This window comes from Massilia sp. P1_C10 (assembly GCF_056406475.1).
Genome location: NZ_JBFUAC010000001.1, coordinates 486,065 through 504,115, shown reverse-complemented (window position 1 = coordinate 504,115; position 18,051 = coordinate 486,065). Strand labels below are relative to the sequence as shown.

At 65.1% G+C, this 18,051-nt stretch carries 20 protein-coding genes; 10 read left to right on the top strand and 10 right to left on the bottom strand.

The genetic code is table 11. The features are described from left to right. The first annotated feature begins 68 nt into the window (after positions 1-68). From AC1D02_RS02390 to AC1D02_RS02350, 9 genes are all read left to right on the top strand, one after another. Complete coding sequence (locus tag AC1D02_RS02390; RefSeq protein WP_477313321.1) at positions 69-740, top strand: ABC transporter ATP-binding protein; 672 nt, start codon at positions 69-71, stop codon at positions 738-740. Continuing rightward, the gene (locus AC1D02_RS02385) at positions 737-2,680 is read left to right on the top strand and encodes an HlyD family secretion protein (RefSeq protein ID WP_477313319.1); all 1,944 of its coding nucleotides are present in this window, start codon (positions 737-739) and stop codon (positions 2,678-2,680) included. The genes AC1D02_RS02390 and AC1D02_RS02385 overlap by 4 nt, the downstream gene beginning before the upstream one ends. Continuing rightward, complete coding sequence (locus AC1D02_RS02380; RefSeq protein WP_477313317.1) at positions 2,677-3,987, top strand: efflux RND transporter periplasmic adaptor subunit; 1,311 nt, start codon at positions 2,677-2,679, stop codon at positions 3,985-3,987. The genes AC1D02_RS02385 and AC1D02_RS02380 overlap by 4 nt, the downstream gene beginning before the upstream one ends. Then, positions 3,984-5,219, top strand: coding sequence for an ABC transporter permease (locus AC1D02_RS02375; RefSeq protein WP_477313315.1), 1,236 nt, complete (start codon positions 3,984-3,986; stop codon positions 5,217-5,219). The genes AC1D02_RS02380 and AC1D02_RS02375 overlap by 4 nt, the downstream gene beginning before the upstream one ends. Positions 5,220-5,296: 77 nt before the next feature. Beyond that, positions 5,297-5,617: a hypothetical protein gene (locus tag AC1D02_RS02370; protein ID WP_477313313.1), complete on the top strand. Its 321-nt coding sequence runs from the start codon at positions 5,297-5,299 to the stop codon at positions 5,615-5,617. Positions 5,618-5,754: 137 nt separating this feature from the next. Continuing rightward, positions 5,755-6,774, top strand: coding sequence for an energy transducer TonB (locus AC1D02_RS02365; protein WP_477313311.1), 1,020 nt, complete (start codon positions 5,755-5,757; stop codon positions 6,772-6,774). Positions 6,775-7,087: 313 nt separating this feature from the next. After that, positions 7,088-7,465, top strand: coding sequence for an energy transducer TonB (locus tag AC1D02_RS02360; RefSeq protein ID WP_477313309.1), 378 nt, complete (start codon positions 7,088-7,090; stop codon positions 7,463-7,465). A gap of 35 nt (positions 7,466-7,500) precedes the next feature. Next, entirely contained in the window at positions 7,501-7,950 is a 450-nt protein-coding gene (locus tag AC1D02_RS02355) for a hypothetical protein (protein ID WP_477313307.1), read from the top strand. 162 nt (positions 7,951-8,112) lie between these two features. Next, a complete protein-coding gene (locus AC1D02_RS02350) occupies positions 8,113-8,667 on the top strand; it encodes a sugar O-acetyltransferase (RefSeq protein ID WP_477313305.1) in 555 nt (184 codons plus the stop codon). A gap of 39 nt (positions 8,668-8,706) precedes the next feature. Here AC1D02_RS02350 and AC1D02_RS02345 read toward each other — a convergent pair whose 3' ends face one another. From AC1D02_RS02345 to rpsP, 10 genes are all read right to left on the bottom strand, one after another. After that, positions 8,707-9,492: an SDR family oxidoreductase gene (locus AC1D02_RS02345; RefSeq protein WP_477313304.1), complete on the bottom strand. Its 786-nt coding sequence runs from the start codon at positions 9,490-9,492 to the stop codon at positions 8,707-8,709. 111 nt (positions 9,493-9,603) lie between these two features. Then, on the bottom strand, positions 9,604-12,315 hold the full coding sequence (locus AC1D02_RS02340; protein ID WP_477313302.1) for a M16 family metallopeptidase: 2,712 nt from the start codon (positions 12,313-12,315) through the stop codon (positions 9,604-9,606). Positions 12,316-12,424: 109 nt separating this feature from the next. Beyond that, positions 12,425-12,913, bottom strand: a complete 489-nt coding sequence (locus AC1D02_RS02335) for a CBS domain-containing protein (RefSeq protein WP_477313300.1) — start codon at positions 12,911-12,913, stop codon at positions 12,425-12,427. Positions 12,914-13,044: 131 nt separating this feature from the next. Continuing rightward, entirely contained in the window at positions 13,045-13,371 is a 327-nt protein-coding gene (locus tag AC1D02_RS02330) for a DUF3579 domain-containing protein (protein ID WP_477313298.1), read from the bottom strand. Positions 13,372-13,502: 131 nt separating this feature from the next. After that, complete coding sequence (locus tag AC1D02_RS02325; RefSeq protein ID WP_477313296.1) at positions 13,503-14,462, bottom strand: CobD/CbiB family protein; 960 nt, start codon at positions 14,460-14,462, stop codon at positions 13,503-13,505. A 93-nt stretch (positions 14,463-14,555) separates the two neighbouring features. After that, a complete protein-coding gene (locus AC1D02_RS02320; protein WP_477313294.1) occupies positions 14,556-15,218 on the bottom strand; it encodes a CoA pyrophosphatase in 663 nt (220 codons plus the stop codon). 98 nt (positions 15,219-15,316) lie between these two features. After that, on the bottom strand, positions 15,317-15,703 hold the full coding sequence (gene rplS / locus AC1D02_RS02315) for a 50S ribosomal protein L19 (protein ID WP_477313292.1): 387 nt from the start codon (positions 15,701-15,703) through the stop codon (positions 15,317-15,319). A gap of 102 nt (positions 15,704-15,805) precedes the next feature. Continuing rightward, a complete protein-coding gene (gene trmD, locus AC1D02_RS02310; RefSeq protein WP_477313290.1) occupies positions 15,806-16,552 on the bottom strand; it encodes a tRNA (guanosine(37)-N1)-methyltransferase TrmD in 747 nt (248 codons plus the stop codon). Positions 16,553-16,590: 38 nt separating this feature from the next. Beyond that, positions 16,591-17,127 carry a ribosome maturation factor RimM gene (gene rimM / locus AC1D02_RS02305; protein WP_477313288.1) on the bottom strand — a complete coding sequence of 179 codons (537 nt, stop codon included), beginning with the start codon at positions 17,125-17,127 and terminating at the stop codon, positions 16,591-16,593. A gap of 16 nt (positions 17,128-17,143) precedes the next feature. Continuing rightward, a complete protein-coding gene (rpsP, locus tag AC1D02_RS02300; protein ID WP_477313980.1) occupies positions 17,144-17,395 on the bottom strand; it encodes a 30S ribosomal protein S16 in 252 nt (83 codons plus the stop codon). 225 nt (positions 17,396-17,620) lie between these two features. Here rpsP and AC1D02_RS02295 point away from each other — a divergent pair, with 225 nt between their 5' ends. Then, positions 17,621-18,037, top strand: coding sequence for a hypothetical protein (locus AC1D02_RS02295; RefSeq protein WP_477313286.1), 417 nt, complete (start codon positions 17,621-17,623; stop codon positions 18,035-18,037). Positions 18,038-18,051 lie beyond the last annotated feature (14 nt).

Sequence of the window (18,051 nt, the reverse complement as noted above, 5' to 3'; positions counted from 1 at the left end):
ATTTGTCATTGCACCAATATTATTTTCCAAGTAACATCGACGGAATATAGCTTGGTGGAAAGACACAGATGATCGAGTTGAGCAACATCCGCAAAACCTATCGGCAAGGCGGAGCGGACATCCGCGCGCTGGACGGCATCGACCTGACCATCCGGCGCGGCGAATTCGTCGCGGTGATGGGGCCGTCCGGTTCAGGCAAGTCCACCTTGCTCAACGTTCTCGGCGCCCTTGACCGCCCCGACGCCGGCCGCTATCGTCTCGGCGACGACGAAGTCGGCGCGCTCGACGACGACGCCGCCTCTGCCCTGCGCAATCGCCGCATCGGCTTCGTGTTCCAGTCCTTCCACCTGCTGCCGCGCCTGACCGTGCTCGAAAACGTCCTGCTGCCGCAGCGCTACGCCACCCTGGTCGACGACGGCGCCCCCGTCCGCGCGCGCGAATTGCTGACGCGCATCGGCCTCGGCGAACGGATGGACCACCGGCCGGGTGAGCTGTCCGGCGGCCAGTTGCAGCGCGCCGCCATCGCGCGCGCCCTGCTCAACCGGCCCGCGCTGCTGCTGGCCGACGAACCGACCGGCAACCTCGACTCGAAAAGCGCGGCCGAGGTGATGGCCCTGCTGGCCGAACTGAACGCCGCCGGCCAGACCCTGGTGATGGTCACCCACGACCCCGACATCGCCGCCCTCGCCGGCCGCACCATCCACCTTCACGACGGCCGCATCGCCCGGACCGAATCATGAAAAAGCGCACCCTGTATGCCGCGTCCGCGATCGCGGCCGCGGCCGCCGCCACGCTGGCCTGGCACGGCGCGCCGGCTGGTGCGAAGGCGACGCCGCAACCCAGGCCGGCGTCAGCCGCCGCGCTCGAACGCCCCCTGCTGCTTAGCGGGATGGTCGATGCGATGGACTCGCAGCCGATCATCGTGCCGCCGTCGAATTCAGCCCCGGTCGTGCTGCGCAATTTCATCGACGAAGGCGCCGTCGTCAAGGTGGGCGACGTGCTGCTGCAAACAGAAACCAGCGAATCGGGCAGCGTGCGCCAGTTGAAGCTTGACGCCGAACTGGCTCGCTCGCGCGCCGAAAAGGAAATCGCCGACGTCGACGTGAAAGCCGTCGAAGCCGAACTCGAACTCGCCAAGGCCGCGGCGGCGCTGGCCAAGGCCAAGGTCGATGCTGCGCTGCCGAAAGCGCAGATCTCCGCGCTCGACTTCGACCGCTACCAGGGCGAACGCGAACGCGCCGCGCGCGATTTCGAGGTCAAACAGAAAGCCAGCGCCGGCGCGGCCGAAGCGGTCGCGCGGCGCCGCACCGACGCCGAGCTTGAAATGAAAAAGCTGCAGGTGAATATCGCCTTCAGCGAGGCGCAGCAGGAGCTGGTCATCGTCCGTGCCAAGCGCGCCGGGGTGGTGGTGCACGGCTACAGCGAATGGCGCGGCGAGCGCTTCGACGAAGGCTCCAGCGCCTTCCCCGGCAACACGGTCGGCCAGGTGATGGGCACCGATCAGATGCGCGTGCGCGGCTGGGCGCTCGAGGCGGACCGGCGATTCATCGCCGAGGGTCAAACCGTGCGGCTCGGATTCGACGCCCTGCCGCGCGGCACGGTGACCGCAAAAATCAAGACCATCGCCAGCGCACCGGAAGCGCGCGGAAGCTGGGGCAACGGCCGCTATTTCCGCTTCGACGTCGAGCTGCCCGCGAACCACGCGCTGCCGCTGGTCGCCGGCATGAGCGTGCTGATCGAACCGGTGGGCGTGCCGTCAGCCAGCGCCGCGACGCCCGCGCCGGCCGAGCTGGCGATCGAAGGCGAAGTCGCCTCGCGCGTCGCTTCGCCGATCTCGCCGCCGGCGATCCCCGATGTCTACCAATTCACGCTCGCGCGGATGGCGCCCGAGGGATCGCCAGTACGCGCCGGCCAGCCGATCGCCACGTTCGACGCCAACCAGATCGCCAGCCAGCTCGCCACGGCCGTCAGCGCGTTGAAAGAAAAGCAGAGCGCGCTGGCCAAGACACGGCTGGAGAACGCCGAGCGCGAACGCAGCGCGGCGCTGGCGATCGCGGAAGCGCAGTCCAATTATGAACGGGCGCAGCGCAAGGCCACGCAACCGAAGGAACTGATCCGCCGGGTCGACTACGACAAGCTGGTCATCGAACGCGACCTGGCAGAACGGCTCGCCGCGCTGGCCGTTCGTCAGGGCGAGGCCCAGCAGCGCGCGCGCAAGGCCGAAGTCGCGGGGCTGCTCGGCGAAATCGGCAAGCACGAAGATACTATCGGACTACTGACGAAAGGCCAGGCCGCGTTGACGGTGAAGGCGGCGCGCGACGGCATCGTCATGTATCGCAAGCAGTTCAACGGCGAAAAATTCGTCGTCGGCTCGCAGGTGTGGAAAGGCCTGTCCGTCGCCACGCTGGCCGATCCGGCCCAGCTGATCGTCCGCGCCAAGGTGCCCGAGGTGCAAGCCGCGGCGATCCGGCTTGGCCAGGGCGCGCGCGTGACGGTGCCGGGTGCGAACACCACGCTGGCCGCCAGGGTCAGCGGCCTGGGACACACCTATCACGGCAAATCGCAAAGCCAGCCGATCGTCGTGCTCGATATCGAGCTTGAATTCGAGAGCGCGCCGAAAGACCTCAAACCCGGCGCCGCGGTCCAGGTGAGCTTGCAGCCGGCGAAAGGAAAAACATGATGAAACGCGCCGATACCAGCATGGAGTCAGGTCCGGCGGACCTGACCCCGCCTTTGCACGCCGCCGTCTCCCGAACCCGCATGCAGCTGCTTTGCCTGGCCGTGCCGCTGATCGTAGCCGCCTGCGGCGAGAAGGCCGCGCCCGCGCCGACAGAGACGCTGGCCGCGCGCGCCTGGGTCGAGACGCTCGAAGTCGACGGCGAAATCAAGGCCGCCGCGGCGACCGGATTGACGGTGCCGGGCGGTCAGTGGGAAAACCGCGCGCTGTTGACGGTGATCGAAGACGGATCGCGCGTCAAGACCGGCGACGTCATCGCCCGCTTCGATGCGCCGCGCTCGCGGATGGAGCTGTCGCAGGCCGAACTGGAGCTGCTGCGCAAGGAACTGCTGGAGCAAACGCAGACCGCCACCACCGACCTGAATGGCGCGCAGCTGTCGGCCGACACGGCCAAGGTCAACAGCGAGCTCGAACTGAGCACGCGCTACGCCGGCATCAAGGCAGAATCAGGCGTCCTGACGCGCAATCAGGTGCTCGACGCGCTGCAGGACACCGGCTTCCTGACGAACAAGCGCAGCTACCTTGGCTGGAAGGGCGGCCAGGCGGCGACGCGCGATGCCGCCGAGCGCGCGGTGATCGTCTCGCAGAAAAACAGCGTGAGCCTGACGGCCGAGCAGCGCCGCAAGAGCCTGAACTCGCTTGAGCTGACGGCGCCGCACGACGGCGTGTTCCTGATGGCGGCGAAATGGGACGGCAGCAAGCCGCAGATCGGCGCCAGCATGTGGTCGGGCCAAGAGTTCGGCTCCCTGCCCGACGTGCGCCAGCTGCTGGCCAAATTCAGCGTGCCGGAAGGCGAGGCGTTCGGCCTGAAGGTCGGGCAAGCCGTGCGCGCGCGGCTGGCCGGCACCGGCGTCGAGTTCGAACTCAAGATCAGCAAGGTCGGCGGCAACGCCAGCACCAGGTCGCGCGAGTCGCCGGTCAAGTACAGCGAATTCGAAGCGGCGATCGGGCCGGAAGTGGCCAGCAAGCTGGCGTTGGGTCCGGGCCAGGCGGTGCACGCGAGCGTGCGGCTCGTGGACCGGCCCGCCGCGCTGACGGTGCCGAACCTGGCGCTCGAACAGAACGGCGCCAGCTACGCCGTGTATGTGGGCGACGCGGCGCCTGGTGTGAAGCAGGCGGTGGAATTGGGCCAGCGCGGCGCTGTGCGCAGCGAAATCAAATCCGGCGTGGCCGCCGGCGCGCGCGTGTTGCTGCTGCCGCCGAACGCAAAGCCCAAAAGCGACAAGGACAAGGAAGTGAAGAAGACATGAACCGCGCGCTGATTATCGAAGCGATCGCCGAACTGCAACGCCGCAAGCTGCGCACCGGCCTCACCCTGCTGGGCATGGTGTTCGGCGTCGGCGCGATCGTGGCCATGCTGGCCGTCGGCGAAGGCAGCAAGCGCGAGGCGCTACGGCTGGTGTCCGAACTGGGCCTGAACAATGTGCTGGTCGAGTCGAAGAACTTGACGCCCGAGCGGCTCAAGGATATTCGAACCCGCTCGCTCGGCCTGTCCGCCGCCGATGGCGCCGCGGCCTTGTCGGTGGTGCCGGGCGCGCAGTCGGTCGCCTTCAGGAAGGAGCTCAAGGTGGATCAGTTGTCGCGTGGCGCCACCGTCGCCAACGCGAGCGCGTTCGCGGTGTCGCCGGCCTATGCGGAGCACAGCGGCGTCAGCGTCTCCGGCGGGCGCTGGTTCACCGCGCAGGATGGCGCCACGCTGGCGCCGGTATGCGTGCTGGGCGCGCGCCTGGCGCATACCCTGTTCGGCAACGAGCCGGCGGTAGGCGGGCGCATCAAACTCAATCACCAGTGGCTCGAGGTGGTCGGCGTGCTCACCGACCGATCGGCCGGCAAGACCGAATTCGAAGGCGTCAAGCTGGGGCTCGACGACGGGCGCCTGTTCGTGCCCTGGGAGACCGGCCGCGCGCGCTTTCGCTTCACCCTGATCGAGGACGAAGTCGATGGACTGAGCCTCAGGCTCGACGGCAAGACGCCGCCGGACATCGCCGCGCGCGTGCTGCAGCAACTGATCGAACAGCGCCATGCGGGCGCCGAGGATACCAACCTGATCGTGCCGATGGGGTTATACCTGCAGCACCAGCAGACGCAGCGCATCTTCACCATCGTCATGAGCTCGATCGCCGCGGTGTCGCTGCTGGTGGGCGGTATCGGCATCATGAACATCATGCTGGCCAATGTGCTCGAGCGCAGGCGCGAGATCGGCCTCAAGCGGGCATTGGGCGCACGCCGGCGCGACGTTGTCGAACAGTTCCTGGCCGAAGCGCTGGTGATCGCCGTCAGCGGCGCGGCGCTTGGCGTGGCACTCGGCGCGGTGGCCGCGTACAGCATCGCCGCGCTGGCCGGATGGTCGGTGGCGTGGTCGCCGTTGCTGATGACGGTGGCGGTCATGCTGTGCGTCGGAGTCGGCATGGCGTTCGGCATTTTCCCGGCGCGCCAGGCGGCCTCGCTCGATCCGATCGCCGCCTTGCGCAGCGATGGGTGACGTCAGCGAAAACGGAGCGGCAATGTTCGATGACGTTTTTTCACCCCGACCATCCCTGATCGAAAGGAAGCATTAACATGCCCGACCCGTTCCTGATCATGGCACTGGTGTTTCTCGTCATTTGCGCGCTGCTGTATTGTGCGCCGCGCGTCAAGCTGCTGAACTTCGTCGACTATGGAACCGATGCGGACGTCGTCGGCACGAACCGTTACGCCGCGGTGCGCTTGCTGATACCGGTGATCGTGACGGTTGCGTGCAGCTGCATCGCCGCGCGTCGCCCCGACCTCATGGTGCCGCTTCTTTTCTTGATACCGCTGTCCGTGCTCGGCGCAGTGGTATGGATCGGCGCCGGGATCAGCCGGCTCCGAAGTAAGGCGGCGAGCGCAAATGAACCGTGACCGGCGAGCGATCAACGCTACGCTGCAGGAAGCTGTCACCGCCCAGCAAGAAGGCCGCGACGACGATGCCTTGCGCCTTTTGCTGACGCAATCGTCGCCCCACCGCCCAACAAATTCAAGGAAAGTGAACTGACCTGATGGATTCCGCCAAACAAAGTGATCGCCCGAAGAGCCTGAGCCGCTTCGCCGGCATGGCGTTGCTGGCAGCATGTCTCGCGCCGCATATTGCGCGCGCCGATACGATGCAATTGCCGCCATCGCCCGCCGTCTCGTGCCTGACCGTCCGCGGAGAGCAGGGGCGGCCGAAATATCCTGGCGACGCCCTGCTTCACAGGATCGGCGGCGTGGTCCGGGTACAGCTGGCATTCGAAGCGCCCGATGGGCGGCCGGATGTGAAGTTCCTCAAGCGTTCCGGGAACGACGAGCTCGACGACGCCGTCGAAAATTTCGTCACGAGGTACCGGGTTCCATGCATGCGTGCGAACGGCGCGCCGGTATTACTGACGCAGGAATATACCTTCGATCCCGACGGCAGGGGCCGCGTGGTGAACGCCGAAACGACCGACAGCGCCGATGAACTGCGCGCCGAGCAACTCAAATGCATCACCCACACGGAGCGCATGAGCAAGCCGGCGTGGCCGAAAATCGCCCTGCGCAACGAGTACATGGGCAACGTGATTATCTCGATGAGGTTCACTGCCCGGGATGCGCCGCCCGAGCTGACGTTCCATACGCAGGCCGAACACCAGTCGCTGCGCACCGCGGTCGCCGAGTATGCCGCGGGAATGCGCATGCCGTGCTTGCGCGACGCCCCGGTCCACACCTACATTAAATTTGCCTTCACGCTCGACGGTCACCCCGGAGAAATCGGGCTGCCCGACTTGGGACTGCTCGCTTTGCTGCGCGGCGCGAAAGACCTGGAGACGCCTGTCGCGTTCGACACCAGCAAGATGGCATGCCCGTTCGACCTGCGGCTGACCTACCGCCGGCCTTTTCTTCCCAACAAGGTGGAACAACTGGACAGTGATGTAGGCGCGCGCGCGCCGTTCTTGCAATGGCTCAGGGGCCTGCAATTGAACGTCGATGCAGGGCGAGCCTCCATGCTGTTCGGACAAACGTTGATCGTCAGCGTGCCGTGCGTGAAATTTGAACTTTGAACCCATGGGACTTCTCCAACTGCGGCCCAAATAGTCCGGACGGTCGGGTCCTGCCCTTCATTTGTCGTTGTTTCAATATTGGTTTCCAAGTAATATGCGGGAAACGATAACCTGTGGCAATAAACTGTGAAGGCGGCGCCCGTGCTCCCGCAGATCGCCTTGAAGCGGACCACTGAACATGCGCGCAACGCCCTCTATCTGGTGCTCCAGCCCCACAAGCTGACAAAGATGGCGGGAACGGGGCAGCGGCAAGGCGGGCCGTCGGTAGGCCCGCTTTTTTCGAATTGAATCGGCTTGTCAAGAAGGGATACCGATGATGCGTAGTACTTTCCTGGTCGTCGCCATCGCCGCAAGTGCCGCGATGGCAAGCGTTAGCGCGGCACGGGCGCAATCAACCCGGGCCGCCGGCCCGACTCCGGTGCTGGACCGGAGCGAGCAATGCACAGACGCCGTCGTGCGATCCGCGATGCCGATCTGGCCCAAAGCAGCGCTCCGCTCGGGCGCCGCCGGCTGGACAATTGTCAGCTACGATCTGGACGGCAGCGGACGCGCCAGCAACGCCGTCATCGTGACGTCGACGCCCGCACAGGTATTCGACAAGGCGTCTTTGGACAGTGTTCAGCGATCCCAATTCACGCCAGGATTGGTCAAGGCAGGTTGCAAGATCCTGTACACATTCTCGCTGACTTAATGTGGCTCTTCCCGTTATCGACCATGAAAAAATATATGCTTAAGCGTTGGCCCCTTTTGCTGGCCGTCGCGCTGCTGCCCCTCCATGCAAGTGCCCAGTCGTCGCTCACATCGTTTTTGCCCCAGAAGGACCTGGGCTTGTTCCTTGCCTCGAACTTTGACTTGCATTCGATACGCAGCTCGTTCGGGCCACGCCACGCCACGGGCCTGCACAGCTTCGTCGACTTTGGACTCAAACCGCTCAAGGTCACTGCGGACAGCGTGGAATTCCGGGAAGGTGAATGGCTCTACAGGCTGACGATTGGCGCTCGCGGCGACATGAACAGCGATGGCATCGAAGATGTCGTCGTCTGCCTGTTCGAGCAGCGCGAAGGCGTTGGCGGTTACCTTGGCGACCAGGCGCTGCTGCTCACGCGCTATTCCGCCACCACCCCGGTCATCGCGATTCGATTCGAAGTCGAGGACTGCGCGAAGACCGGAAAATGATTCGACCGTTACGATTGTCGATGGAGGCGATATGAGGTAGTCCCGCCGAGCCGCCGATTAGAATCGCTACTTTGTGCCGCGGCTCAAATTGCTGCAATGCAGACGCGGCGCGATTGAGCATCGCATGGCGATGGACGCACCGAGGCCGTAACGAAAGCGAAGATGAACCTGACAGAGAAACAAAAAATGCTGGCGGGGGAGCTATACAGCCCCGCCGACCCTGAAATCCAGGCTGACCTGGCCGCCGCGCAGGAGTGGATGGACCACTACAACTCACTGCACGGCGTCAGCGCGGAAGCAGCGCACGCCTTGTTGGCGGACCGCCTGGCGCACGTGGGGGAAGGCACGCTCGTGCGCGCGCCATTCCATTGCGACTACGGTTTCAACATCACGCTGGGGCGCGACGTCTTCCTGAATTTTAATTGCGTGATCCTCGATGGGACGCAGGTAACGATCGGCGACATGACGAAGATCGGTCCGGGCGTGCAGATCCTGACTGCGGACCATCCGCGCGACCCTGCCGTGCGGGCGCAGGGCCTCGAATTCGGACGGCCGGTCGCCATCGGAAAAAATGTCTGGATTGGCGCCGGGGCGCTGATCATGCCCGGCGTGACGATAGGAGACGACGCCATCGTCGGCGCGGGCAGCGTGGTGACGCGCGATGTGCCGGCCGGCGTGACGGTGATGGGGAATCCCGCGAAAGCGCGGGCTGGTTGAAGATAGGGTCAGGTCCGGCCGACCCGACCCCGTGTTGAATCAGATTGCGGTGAGCCCGCCATCGACCGTCAGCTGGTGCCCGGTCACGAACGACGCCTGGTCGGAGCACAGCCACAGCGCGGCATTGGCGATCTCGCTCGCTTCGCCGAAGCGTCCGATCGGGTGCAGGTTGCGCAGCGTCTTCTGGCGCGACGGCTCGCGCTCGAGCGCGCGCGCCAGCATCGGGGTGTTGATCACGCCGGGACAGACGCTGTTGATGCGAATGCCCGAACGCCCGTACTCCGCCGCCGCCGTCTTGGTCATGCCGACCACCGCGTGCTTGCTGGCCGCGTAGATCGCTTGCGTCGGCGCGCCCACCAGGCCCGCCACCGACGCGGTATTGACGATCGCGCCGTTGCCCTGCTTGACCATCTGGCGCAGCTGGTACTTCATGCACAGCCACGCGCCCTTGACGTTGACGTTGATGATGCGGTCGAACATCGCTTCATCGCTGTCGGCCAGGTGCAGGTGCTCTTCTTCGATGCCGGCATTGTTGAACGCGCAATCGAGCTTGCCGTAGTAAGACACGGTCTTGTCGATCAGCGCTTCGACTTCGCTGGCGCGCGTGACGTTGGTCTGCACGAACAGCGCCTTGCCGCCCGCTTCGACGATCATCGCCGCCGTCGCATGGCCGCCGTCGACCGACATGTCGGCCACCACGACGCAGGCGCCGGCGCGGCCGAACGCCAGCGCCGTCGCGCGGCCGATGCCGCCCGCCGCGCCCGTCACCATCGCTACCTTGCCTTCGAACGCCTTTTCCAACTGCACCTTGTTCTTGCCGACCATCACGCACCCCATTATTGAACATAGGAAGCAAATGCTGCCTCATGGCAACATCATACTGTGATATGAGCAATCAGGCAAACAATGCAATGCGATTGGCTTGTGCGATTGATACTATTTCGTTGCGACTTTGGCCTTTTGCTGATCTCCCGCAATCACCACGCTCAATTTTGCCGGGTCGATCGCCTTGCGGAACGCCGCGTTCAGCTGCGCCAGCGTGACCGCCATCAGCTTCTGCTCGAACTGGCGGCTCCACTCGAAGGTCTTGCCGCGGTAGAGGTAGGCGGCCCAGCCGCCGGCCAGCGCCGCGTCTTCGGCGCGGGTCTGCAGGCGCTGCTGCATCAGGCCCGACTTCGCGCCGGCCAGTTCGGCGGCCGTGAAGCCGCCCTTCACCGCGCGCGCCAGTTCGTCGCGCACCGCGCCATCGAGCTTGCGCAGGTTCTGCGGCGCGGCGATGGCGCTGATCTCGAAGCGGCCGGCGCGATCGAGGTCGCCCGCGTCGAGCTGCGAGCCGCCGCCGTATGACAGGCCGTCCTTCTGGCGAATCCGGTCCATCAGGCGCGACTTCAGGCCGCCCTCGCCGAAGATGTAATTGGCCAGCATGAGCGCCGGGTAGTCGGGATCGTCGATGTTCAGGTCGAGGTTCAGGCGCGCGGTGTAGAAACCGTTCTCCTTGTCCGGCGTGTCGAGCGTGGCGCTCGCCGGCGCGACGTCTGCGTGGCGGCGCAGCACCGGCGCCACATGGGCGGGCGCCTTCCATTTGCCGAACAGTTCGTCGATCAGCGGCAAGATCGCATCGGCGTCGAAGTCGCCGACGATCGCCAGCTCGCTCGGCGCGGCGCCGTAGTACTCGCGATGGAAAGCCTTGACCTGGTCGAGCGTGGCGCCGCGCACGTTGGCGATGTCCTCGTCGATGGTGGTGGCGGCGCGCACATCGCCGCGCGGGTAGATGTTGAAGTGCTGGGCCAGCGCGCGCGAGGCCACCGCCTGCGGTTCGCTGCGGCTCGACTCGATCCCCACCAGCACCTGCTGGCGCAGCTGTTCGAATTCGGTGTCCGGGAAGCTCGGCTCCTTCAGCACGTGCGCCATCAGCTTCAGCGCCGCCGGCAGGTTGGCGCGCGTGGTTTCGAAGCTGCGCGGCCCCCCCGTCATGCGCAGGCGGTCGAATTCGTCGGACAGCGCGATGCGGCTGTACTTCGTGGTGCCGCGCGTGAGCATGGCGCCGGTCAGCGCCGGCACCATGCCTTTGCCGAACAGGTTCTGTTCGTCGCCGAAGTGCTGCACGAAATGCACCGACACCGCTTCGCCGCGGTTCTTCTTCGGCAGCAGCGCCAGCTTCACGCCGCCGGCCGTCACCAGGCGCGTGCGCTTCATGATGTTGTCCTGGCTCGGGTCGAAGTCTTCCGACACCAGCGACGCCGCCTTCGGTTTGAAGTCCTTGAGCAGCTCCGTCACCGTCGGCGCGGCCGGGATGTCGGCGCGCAGCGGCGTATCGTCGGGCGTGAAGTAGCCGGTGACGCGGTTGTCGCGCCTGAAGTATTTGGCGGCCACGCGCGCCACGTCGGCAGTGCTGATGGTGGCCACGCGCTCGCGCCCGACGAAGTACAGGCGCCAGTCGCCCAGCGCGATCGCTTCGGACAGCGCCACGCCGACCTGCTGCGGATCGTTCAGGCTCTTGTCGATCTCGTTGGTGATGTTGCGGCGCACGCGCTCCATTTCTTCGCTGGTCGGCGGATGGGTGGCGAAACCTTCGACCGCCTCGGTCAGCGCCGCGCGCACCGGCTCGATCGGATCGCCCTTCTTGACCATCGCGCCCATGATCTGCAGGCCCGGTGCGTAGCCGGTCTGGCCGAACGAGAACACCTCGCTCGCCTTGCCGCTGTCGATCAGCAGCTTGTGCAGGCGCGACGCCGGCCCGCTGCCGAGGATGTCGGAGGCGAACTGCAGCACGTCGCTGTCGTCATGCAGCGACGACGGCACCTTGTAGGCCAGCGCGACCACCTGCACGTCGCCCTGGCGCCGCACGCTGAAACTGCGCTCGCCGTCCTGGATCGGCTCCACCGTCCAGTACTTCGGCAGCTCGCGGCGCGGCCTCGGGATCGCGCCGAACTTCTGGGCGATGAAGCCGAGCGTTTTGGCCGGATCGAATTTGCCGGCCACCAGCAGCACCGCGTTGTCGGGCTGGTACCAGGTGCGGTAGAAGGCCTGCAGGTTGCCGATGCCGACGTTCTCGATATCGCTGCGGTTGCCGATGGTGGCGCGGCCGTAGCTGTGCCAGTCGTAGGCCACGCTCTGCATCCGCTTGAGCAGCACGCCGGTGGGCGAGTTTTCGCCGCTCTCGTACTCGTTGCGCACCACGGTCATCTCGGAGTCGAGGTCCTTGCGCGCGATGAAGGAATGGACCATGCGGTCGGCCTCCATCTGCAGCGCCCATTCGAGGTTGTCGCCGCCGGCCTGGAACACTTCGTAGTAGTTGGTGCGGTCGAGCGAGGTGGTGCCGTTGAACTGCATGCCGCGTTCGGCGAACTGCTGCGTGATCGCGCGGTTCCTGGTGGCGCCCTTGAACATCAGGTGTTCGAGCAGGTGCGCCATGCCGGTCTCGCCGTAATTCTCGTGGCGCGAGCCGACCAGGTAGGTGACGTTGACGGTGACGGTCGGCTTGGACGTATCGGGGAACAGCAGCACCTTCAGGCCGTTCTGCAGTTTGTATTCGGTGATGCCTTCGACCGAGGGGCCCTGGGTGACGCCCTTGGGCAGGGGCGACGCGGAGGCGCCGGCGGCGACCAACAGGACGCAGGCGCCCAGCTTCAAACTGAATGGAGTCATGCTATCTCGCGATGGTAGGGTAAGCGGGATAGTAGCATGGGGGTCAGGTCCGTCGGACCGACGGGGACGCCTGGCAGTCCCCGGGGTCGACGCTGCAGGCCGCGCTTCCTCAGTGGCGGGCGCGCTTTTCCTGCGACTGCTGGTGCGGCGCGATGCGCGCCAGTTCGCCCATCTCTTCGGCCAGGAAGCCGAGCATGTCGTCGGCGCTGACGATGCCGGCCAGGCCGCCGTTCGCGTTCAGCACCGGCACCCGGCGGATGCCGCGCAGGCGCATGCGTTCGATGGTCTCGTAGACGTCGTCGCCCTGGTTACAGGTGAGCAGGTCGTCGCTCATGATGTCGCCCACCAGCAGGCTGGCCGGGTCGAGTTCGAGCGCGATCACGGAGACGACGATGTCGCGGTCGGTGACGATGCCGACCGGGACCGGCTCGCCGTCAGGCTGGTCGACGACGACCAGGTCGCCGACGTGGTGCTTCCGCATCAGCAGCGCGGCCGCCTGGACGGTCTCGTCGCGCTTGCAGAAGATGGTGTTGGTGGTGCAGATTTCGCCGATGTGCATGGTGCTCTCCCCCAGTTGAACGTCGCCTACTCTCAGCATAGCGCGCCTGGCGAGGATGGCAACGGTTGTCGTACCAGCGGATGCTGGTACCCATGCTGAATCAGGGCAGAGGTGCTGCGTGCTCGGTATGGGTACCAGACGAGGGGGGCGCCTAGCCCTGGTACGACGGACTAGCTGGCGCTCGGCGGCTCGGGCAGGATGCAGGCTTCGATCACCCGCAGGTCGTTGTCCTTGGCGAAATCCTTGATGAAGTGGTAGGCCAGCGGCTCGATCGCCTGCAGCGCGCTGTCGACCGCGACCGCCTTGACGCCTTCGACCATGGTCGATTGCACGTACGGGGAAAATTGCAGGCGCGAGTTGTAGCCGGCGCCCTGCGGCTGGAAGCACGACATCACGCCGCACAGGCGCTCGGCCCAGTCGCTCGGACGAAACTGCTTGCCGTCGCTGGTGACGCCAAGAATGAAAAACTCGTTCTTGATTTGCGGGGACTCGGCCATTGGGCGGCTTGCTCGAACTCAATGCTGCGTGAATGGGCCCGATGCTGGCATCGGGCAGCTGACGCAGTATTATATCTTATAGAAGACTTGAAGTCCGAACTTTGGCGCCCCGCCCTGCGCCCAGTGGGGACCTAGCCCAGCCAGACCGCGCCGGACAACAGCAACAGTAACATCATCCACAGCAGCAAGGCGCGCCACACCAGCCCCACCGTGCTCTGCAAAGCGCGCACGTTCGGCTCGACGCCAGGCAGCACTTCGGCTTCGTTATCGGACGAATCGACCGTGGCCGCGTCCGGCGGCAAGGCCAGCCCGGAGGCGTTTTCCTCGGGCGTGCCGAGGCGCACGCCCATCGCGCCGCCGCCGGCGGTGAGGATGATGCCCTTCGCTTCGTCGGCCCAGCGGTGGGCGAAGTTGCGCCAGGCGTAGATCGCGTCCTCGAAGTTGCCGACCACGGCGAAGGCGACGGCGGTCAGGCGCACCGGCAGCCAGTCGATCCAGTAGAAGGCGCGCGCAGCGAACTGGCCGAACGCTTCGTTGCGCATGTGGTCCGGCTCGTTCCAGGCGCGCGCCAGGTATTCGGACACGCGGTACATCACCGCGCAGGCCGGCCCGAGCGGCATCAGGAACCAGAAGAACACGCCGAACACGTTGCGGTGGGTGGTCACCAGCGACTTTTCGACGGCGATGCGGGCGATCTCGGTGGCCTCCATGCCGACCGTGTCGACCTTGGTCCATTCGGCCAGCAAGCTGCGCGCGGTCGGCTCGTCGCCGGCGTTGAGCGCCATCTGGATCGACGTGAAGTAGTGGCTGTAGTGGCGAAAGCCCAGCGTCAGGTAGACGATCAGGACGTTCCAGGCGAACGCGGCGAACACGTTGAAGCGCAGCAGGCCCCAATAAATCAGGGCGGTCGGCGCCATCAGCGCGCCCATCATCAGGAACCAGCCCAGGCGGCCGTCGGATCGATTGCCGGCGTTGAACCAGCCTTCCATGCGCATTGCGAAACTTTTGATCTCGGCATAAATCATGTTATCCGCGCGCAAGGGCTTGAGTTGCTCGATCAGCAACGCGCACAGAATGGAGAGAAAAGTCATGAACGTCCTTTGTGAAAAATAGCAATACTGCCCGGCCCCGTTACGATAGCGCAGAGCAACGTCAGAATCAAACTAAATGGGTCTCGCCATTCTTCACGCGCGCAGGAAATGGAACAGGTTGCGCAGCATGCCCGCCGTCGCGCCCCAGATGAAGTGACGCTGGTACGGCATCGCGTAGAAGCTGCGCCGCCCGCCGGTCGGCAGGTCGATCGACAGGCGCTGGTGGTGCGCGCCGTTCATCAGGTGCGCCAGCGGCACTTCGAAGATCTCGGCCACTTCGTTGTGGTCGGCCGCCAGCGCGAACGGCGGCGTCAGCAGCCCGACCACAGGCACCACGTGGTAGCCGGTACCGGTCAGGTAGTCGGGCATCCTGCCGATGATTTCGACGTGACCTGGATCGAGGCCGATCTCTTCCTGCGCCTCGCGCAGCGCGGTCTCGATCGGCGAAGCGTCGGACGCTTCGGCGCGCCCGCCGGGAAAGCTGATCTGGCCGGCGTGGTTGTTCAGGTGCGCGGTGCGCCGGGTCAGCAGCATGGTCAGCCCCTCGGGGCGGGCGACCAGCGGGATCAGCACGGCGGCGGGGATCATCACTGGCCGCCGCCCGACCGATTCGTCCAGCGCCTCCGGCTCCCACGCCGGCGGCGCGGCGAAGTGGCTGCGCAGCCAGTCGGCCGTCAGCCGCGCAGGATCGACCGGCGCTTCGCCGGCGATGCTGTCTATCGGTAACTGTTCGGGATCGAATGGAAGCTTGGGCAAGCGCGTTTCCTCCGGCTAAAAACAAAAAAGGCACCCGGTTGGATGCCTTTTCCAGGCGCCCGGGGGCACCCTTTTCGTTCGCAACGCAGACGCTATTATTACTTGGCAGCGGCTGGAGTTGCAACGCGACGTTGTGGCAGCTTCTCTTTGATACGTGCCGACTTGCCCGAACGCTCACGCAGGTAGTACAGCTTGGCGCGACGGACGTCACCGCGACGCTTGACTTCGATCGAAGCGATCAGCGGGGAGTACAGCTGGAACGTACGCTCGACGCCTTCGCCGGACGAGATCTTGCGAACGATGAAGTTCGAGTTCAGGCCGCGGTTACGACGCGAGATGACCACGCCTTCGTATGCCTGGGCGCGCTTGCGGGTGCCTTCGACTACGTTGACGTTGACGATAACGGTATCGCCTGGTGCAAAGTCAGGAATAGTCTTGCCGAGACGGGCAATTTCTTCTTGCTCGAGAGTTTGAATCAGATTCATTTTATGACTCCTATTACCATCATGCCGGCGCTGCTTGGTGCCCGGTAGAGGATGGGGTTGAAACGGACGGGCAACATGCCCGCCGGGTGCTGCAACAGGTTTTTATAAACCTGCCAAAAACTTTTCGTCGGCCTTGGTCAGGATGCCGGCTTCGCGCGCCCTGGCCAGTAAATCCGGCCGCTTGCGCGCGGTCGCTTCCAGCATCTTCTGGCGCCGCCACTTGACGATCTCGGCGTGGTTGCCGCCCATCAGGACGGCCGGCACGCTGACGCCTTCGTACGTTTCGGGGCGCGTGTAATGGGGGGAGTCGAGCAGGCCGTTGACGAAACTGTCTTCGACCGCCGAAGCGTCGTCGCCCAGCACGCCCGGCAACTGCCGCACCACCGCATCCATCAGCGCCATCGCCGGCAGCTCGCCGCCGGACAGCACGAAATCGCCGAGGCTGATTTCTTCATCGACCACCCGGTCCAGCAGGCGCTGGTCGACCGCTTCGTAGCGTCCGCACAGCACCACCAGGCCCGGTTCGTCCTTCAACTGCATCACCCGCTCGTGGGTCAGCGGCCGGCCTTGCGGCGACATGAACACCACCCGCGGCGCAGCGAGCCCGAGTGCGGCCTGGCGCTCCTTGGCCGCCGCGATCGCCGCCTCCAGCGGCTTGGCCAGCATCACCATGCCGGGGCCGCCGCCGTAAGGCCGGTCGTCGACGGTGCGGTGATTGTCGGTGGTGAAATCGCGCGGATTCCACAGCGACAGGCCCCAGCGCTGCTGCTCGAAGGCGCGGCGGGTAACCCCCGACTGCGTCAACGCGGCGAACATCTCGGGAAACAAGCTCACGACGTCAAATTGCATCGCGGTTTCGCTTCATGACTCGCTTCGTGCACCGGGGCTTAATAATCCAGGCCCCAGTCCACTGTGATTTTTTTGCCTGCAAGGTCAACCTGCCTGACGTATTGGTCGACATACGGGATCAGACGTTCGGGCGATTTCTCGCCTTCCTGTGCGACCGGCGTAATGCGCAGGATCGATTGCACGCCATTGTCCATCATGTCGGTGACCGTGCCGAGCGCTTCGCCCGCCAGGTTAACGACATCCAGCCCGATCAGGTCGGACCAGTAAAATTCATCGGCCGGCAGTTGCGGGAACTGGCTGCGCGGGATCGTCACTGCGGCGCCTTTCAGTGCCTCGGAGGCATCCCGCCCCACCACACCAACCAACTGGGCCACGACGTCGCCGCCGTGTAGCTTCGCAGTCCGCACTTGCACGGAATGCTGGCCGGGTTTATCCAGCCACCAGGTCTTCACGTTCAGCAGCGCATCGGCGTCGGTCGAGAACGGGGTGACCCGAATCGATCCGGTGACGCCGAAGGCGCCCGATACATACCCGACTTGAACCAGGTCGTCGGGGAGTTGCTGCTGCTCGGTCAAACCCGGTCCAGGCAAATTACGCTGCTACTGCTGGCTGCGAAGCCACCAGGCGGGCAACGGTTGGCGACAGTTGTGCGCCAACGCCTTGCCAGTAAGCCAGACGGTCTGCGGTGATACGCAGGCCGACTTCGCCACCGGATGCCATCGGGTTGTAGAAACCGATGCGCTCGATGAAGCGGCCGTCGCGGCGATTGCGCGAGTCCGTTGCAACGATGTTGAAGAACGGGCGCTTCTTGGCGCCTCCACGAGCTAAACGAATAACGACCATAATTAAATCCAAAAAGTTATGCTGGGCGGAAAAAGCCGACAATTATAGCGCGCAATGCCGCACAGCAGCAAGCGGTAATGATACAGGGCGCGCAATTCGGGCCGAAGTCGAGCATTATCGCCGATTTATGGCCTCTTCGGCAAAGCCATTTCCCCAAAAAAGCCGGACGGGTGCGGCTTTTTGGACGATACTGCGTGCTTTCCTGACAATCGCTGGCATCAAATCATGAGTGCAACGCACAAGAACAAGACTTTCGCGACCTGGACGGCGCTGCTGGCGGGCGCCGCCGGCGCGCACCGGATCTACCTGCGCGGGCCGCGCGACCGGCTGGCGATCGCGCACTATGCGGGGGTGGCGGGGACGCTGGCGATGATGGTGGCGGCGCCGGAAGCGAATGGGTTCTGGAAGCTGCTGCCGCTGACGGTGTCGGCGATCGCCGGCTTCATCGAGGCGCTGGTGATCGGCGTGATGCCGGACGAGAAATTCGATGCGCGCTACAACGGCGCCAGCGGACGCAGGTCGGACTCGGCGTGGATGCTGGCGCTGGGACTGGTGGCGACCATGCTGGTGGGCGCCACGGTGGTGATTGCGACGATGGCGCGATTGTTCGACTTGCTCTATACCGGCGGCGCGTACGGCTAACCACTGACGCCGGA

Bases quoted from the DNA above. Each gene is read 5' to 3' on its own strand.
- AC1D02_RS02330 (WP_477313298.1), bottom strand. From the start codon at position 13,371: ATGGCCGAGTCCCCGCAAATCAAGAACGAGTTTTTCATTCTTGGCGTC.
- AC1D02_RS02350 (WP_477313305.1), top strand. From the start codon at position 8,113: ATGAACCTGACAGAGAAACAAAAAATGCTGGCGGGGGAGCTATACAGC.
- AC1D02_RS02355 (WP_477313307.1), top strand. From the start codon at position 7,501: ATGCTTAAGCGTTGGCCCCTTTTGCTGGCCGTCGCGCTGCTGCCCCTC.
- AC1D02_RS02360 (WP_477313309.1), top strand. From the start codon at position 7,088: ATGATGCGTAGTACTTTCCTGGTCGTCGCCATCGCCGCAAGTGCCGCG.
- AC1D02_RS02335 (WP_477313300.1), bottom strand. From the start codon at position 12,913: ATGCTGAGAGTAGGCGACGTTCAACTGGGGGAGAGCACCATGCACATC.
- AC1D02_RS02325 (WP_477313296.1), bottom strand. From the start codon at position 14,462: ATGACTTTTCTCTCCATTCTGTGCGCGTTGCTGATCGAGCAACTCAAG.
- AC1D02_RS02370 (WP_477313313.1), top strand. From the start codon at position 5,297: ATGCCCGACCCGTTCCTGATCATGGCACTGGTGTTTCTCGTCATTTGC.
- AC1D02_RS02375 (WP_477313315.1), top strand. From the start codon at position 3,984: ATGAACCGCGCGCTGATTATCGAAGCGATCGCCGAACTGCAACGCCGC.
- AC1D02_RS02365 (WP_477313311.1), top strand. From the start codon at position 5,755: ATGGATTCCGCCAAACAAAGTGATCGCCCGAAGAGCCTGAGCCGCTTC.
- trmD (WP_477313290.1), bottom strand. From the start codon at position 16,552: ATGCAATTTGACGTCGTGAGCTTGTTTCCCGAGATGTTCGCCGCGTTG.
- AC1D02_RS02385 (WP_477313319.1), top strand. From the start codon at position 737: ATGAAAAAGCGCACCCTGTATGCCGCGTCCGCGATCGCGGCCGCGGCC.
- AC1D02_RS02295 (WP_477313286.1), top strand. From the start codon at position 17,621: ATGAGTGCAACGCACAAGAACAAGACTTTCGCGACCTGGACGGCGCTG.
- AC1D02_RS02380 (WP_477313317.1), top strand. From the start codon at position 2,677: ATGATGAAACGCGCCGATACCAGCATGGAGTCAGGTCCGGCGGACCTG.
- AC1D02_RS02345 (WP_477313304.1), bottom strand. From the start codon at position 9,492: ATGGTCGGCAAGAACAAGGTGCAGTTGGAAAAGGCGTTCGAAGGCAAG.
- rplS (WP_477313292.1), bottom strand. From the start codon at position 15,703: ATGAATCTGATTCAAACTCTCGAGCAAGAAGAAATTGCCCGTCTCGGC.
- AC1D02_RS02340 (WP_477313302.1), bottom strand. From the start codon at position 12,315: ATGACTCCATTCAGTTTGAAGCTGGGCGCCTGCGTCCTGTTGGTCGCC.
- rpsP (WP_477313980.1), bottom strand. From the start codon at position 17,395: ATGGTCGTTATTCGTTTAGCTCGTGGAGGCGCCAAGAAGCGCCCGTTC.
- AC1D02_RS02390 (WP_477313321.1), top strand. From the start codon at position 69: ATGATCGAGTTGAGCAACATCCGCAAAACCTATCGGCAAGGCGGAGCG.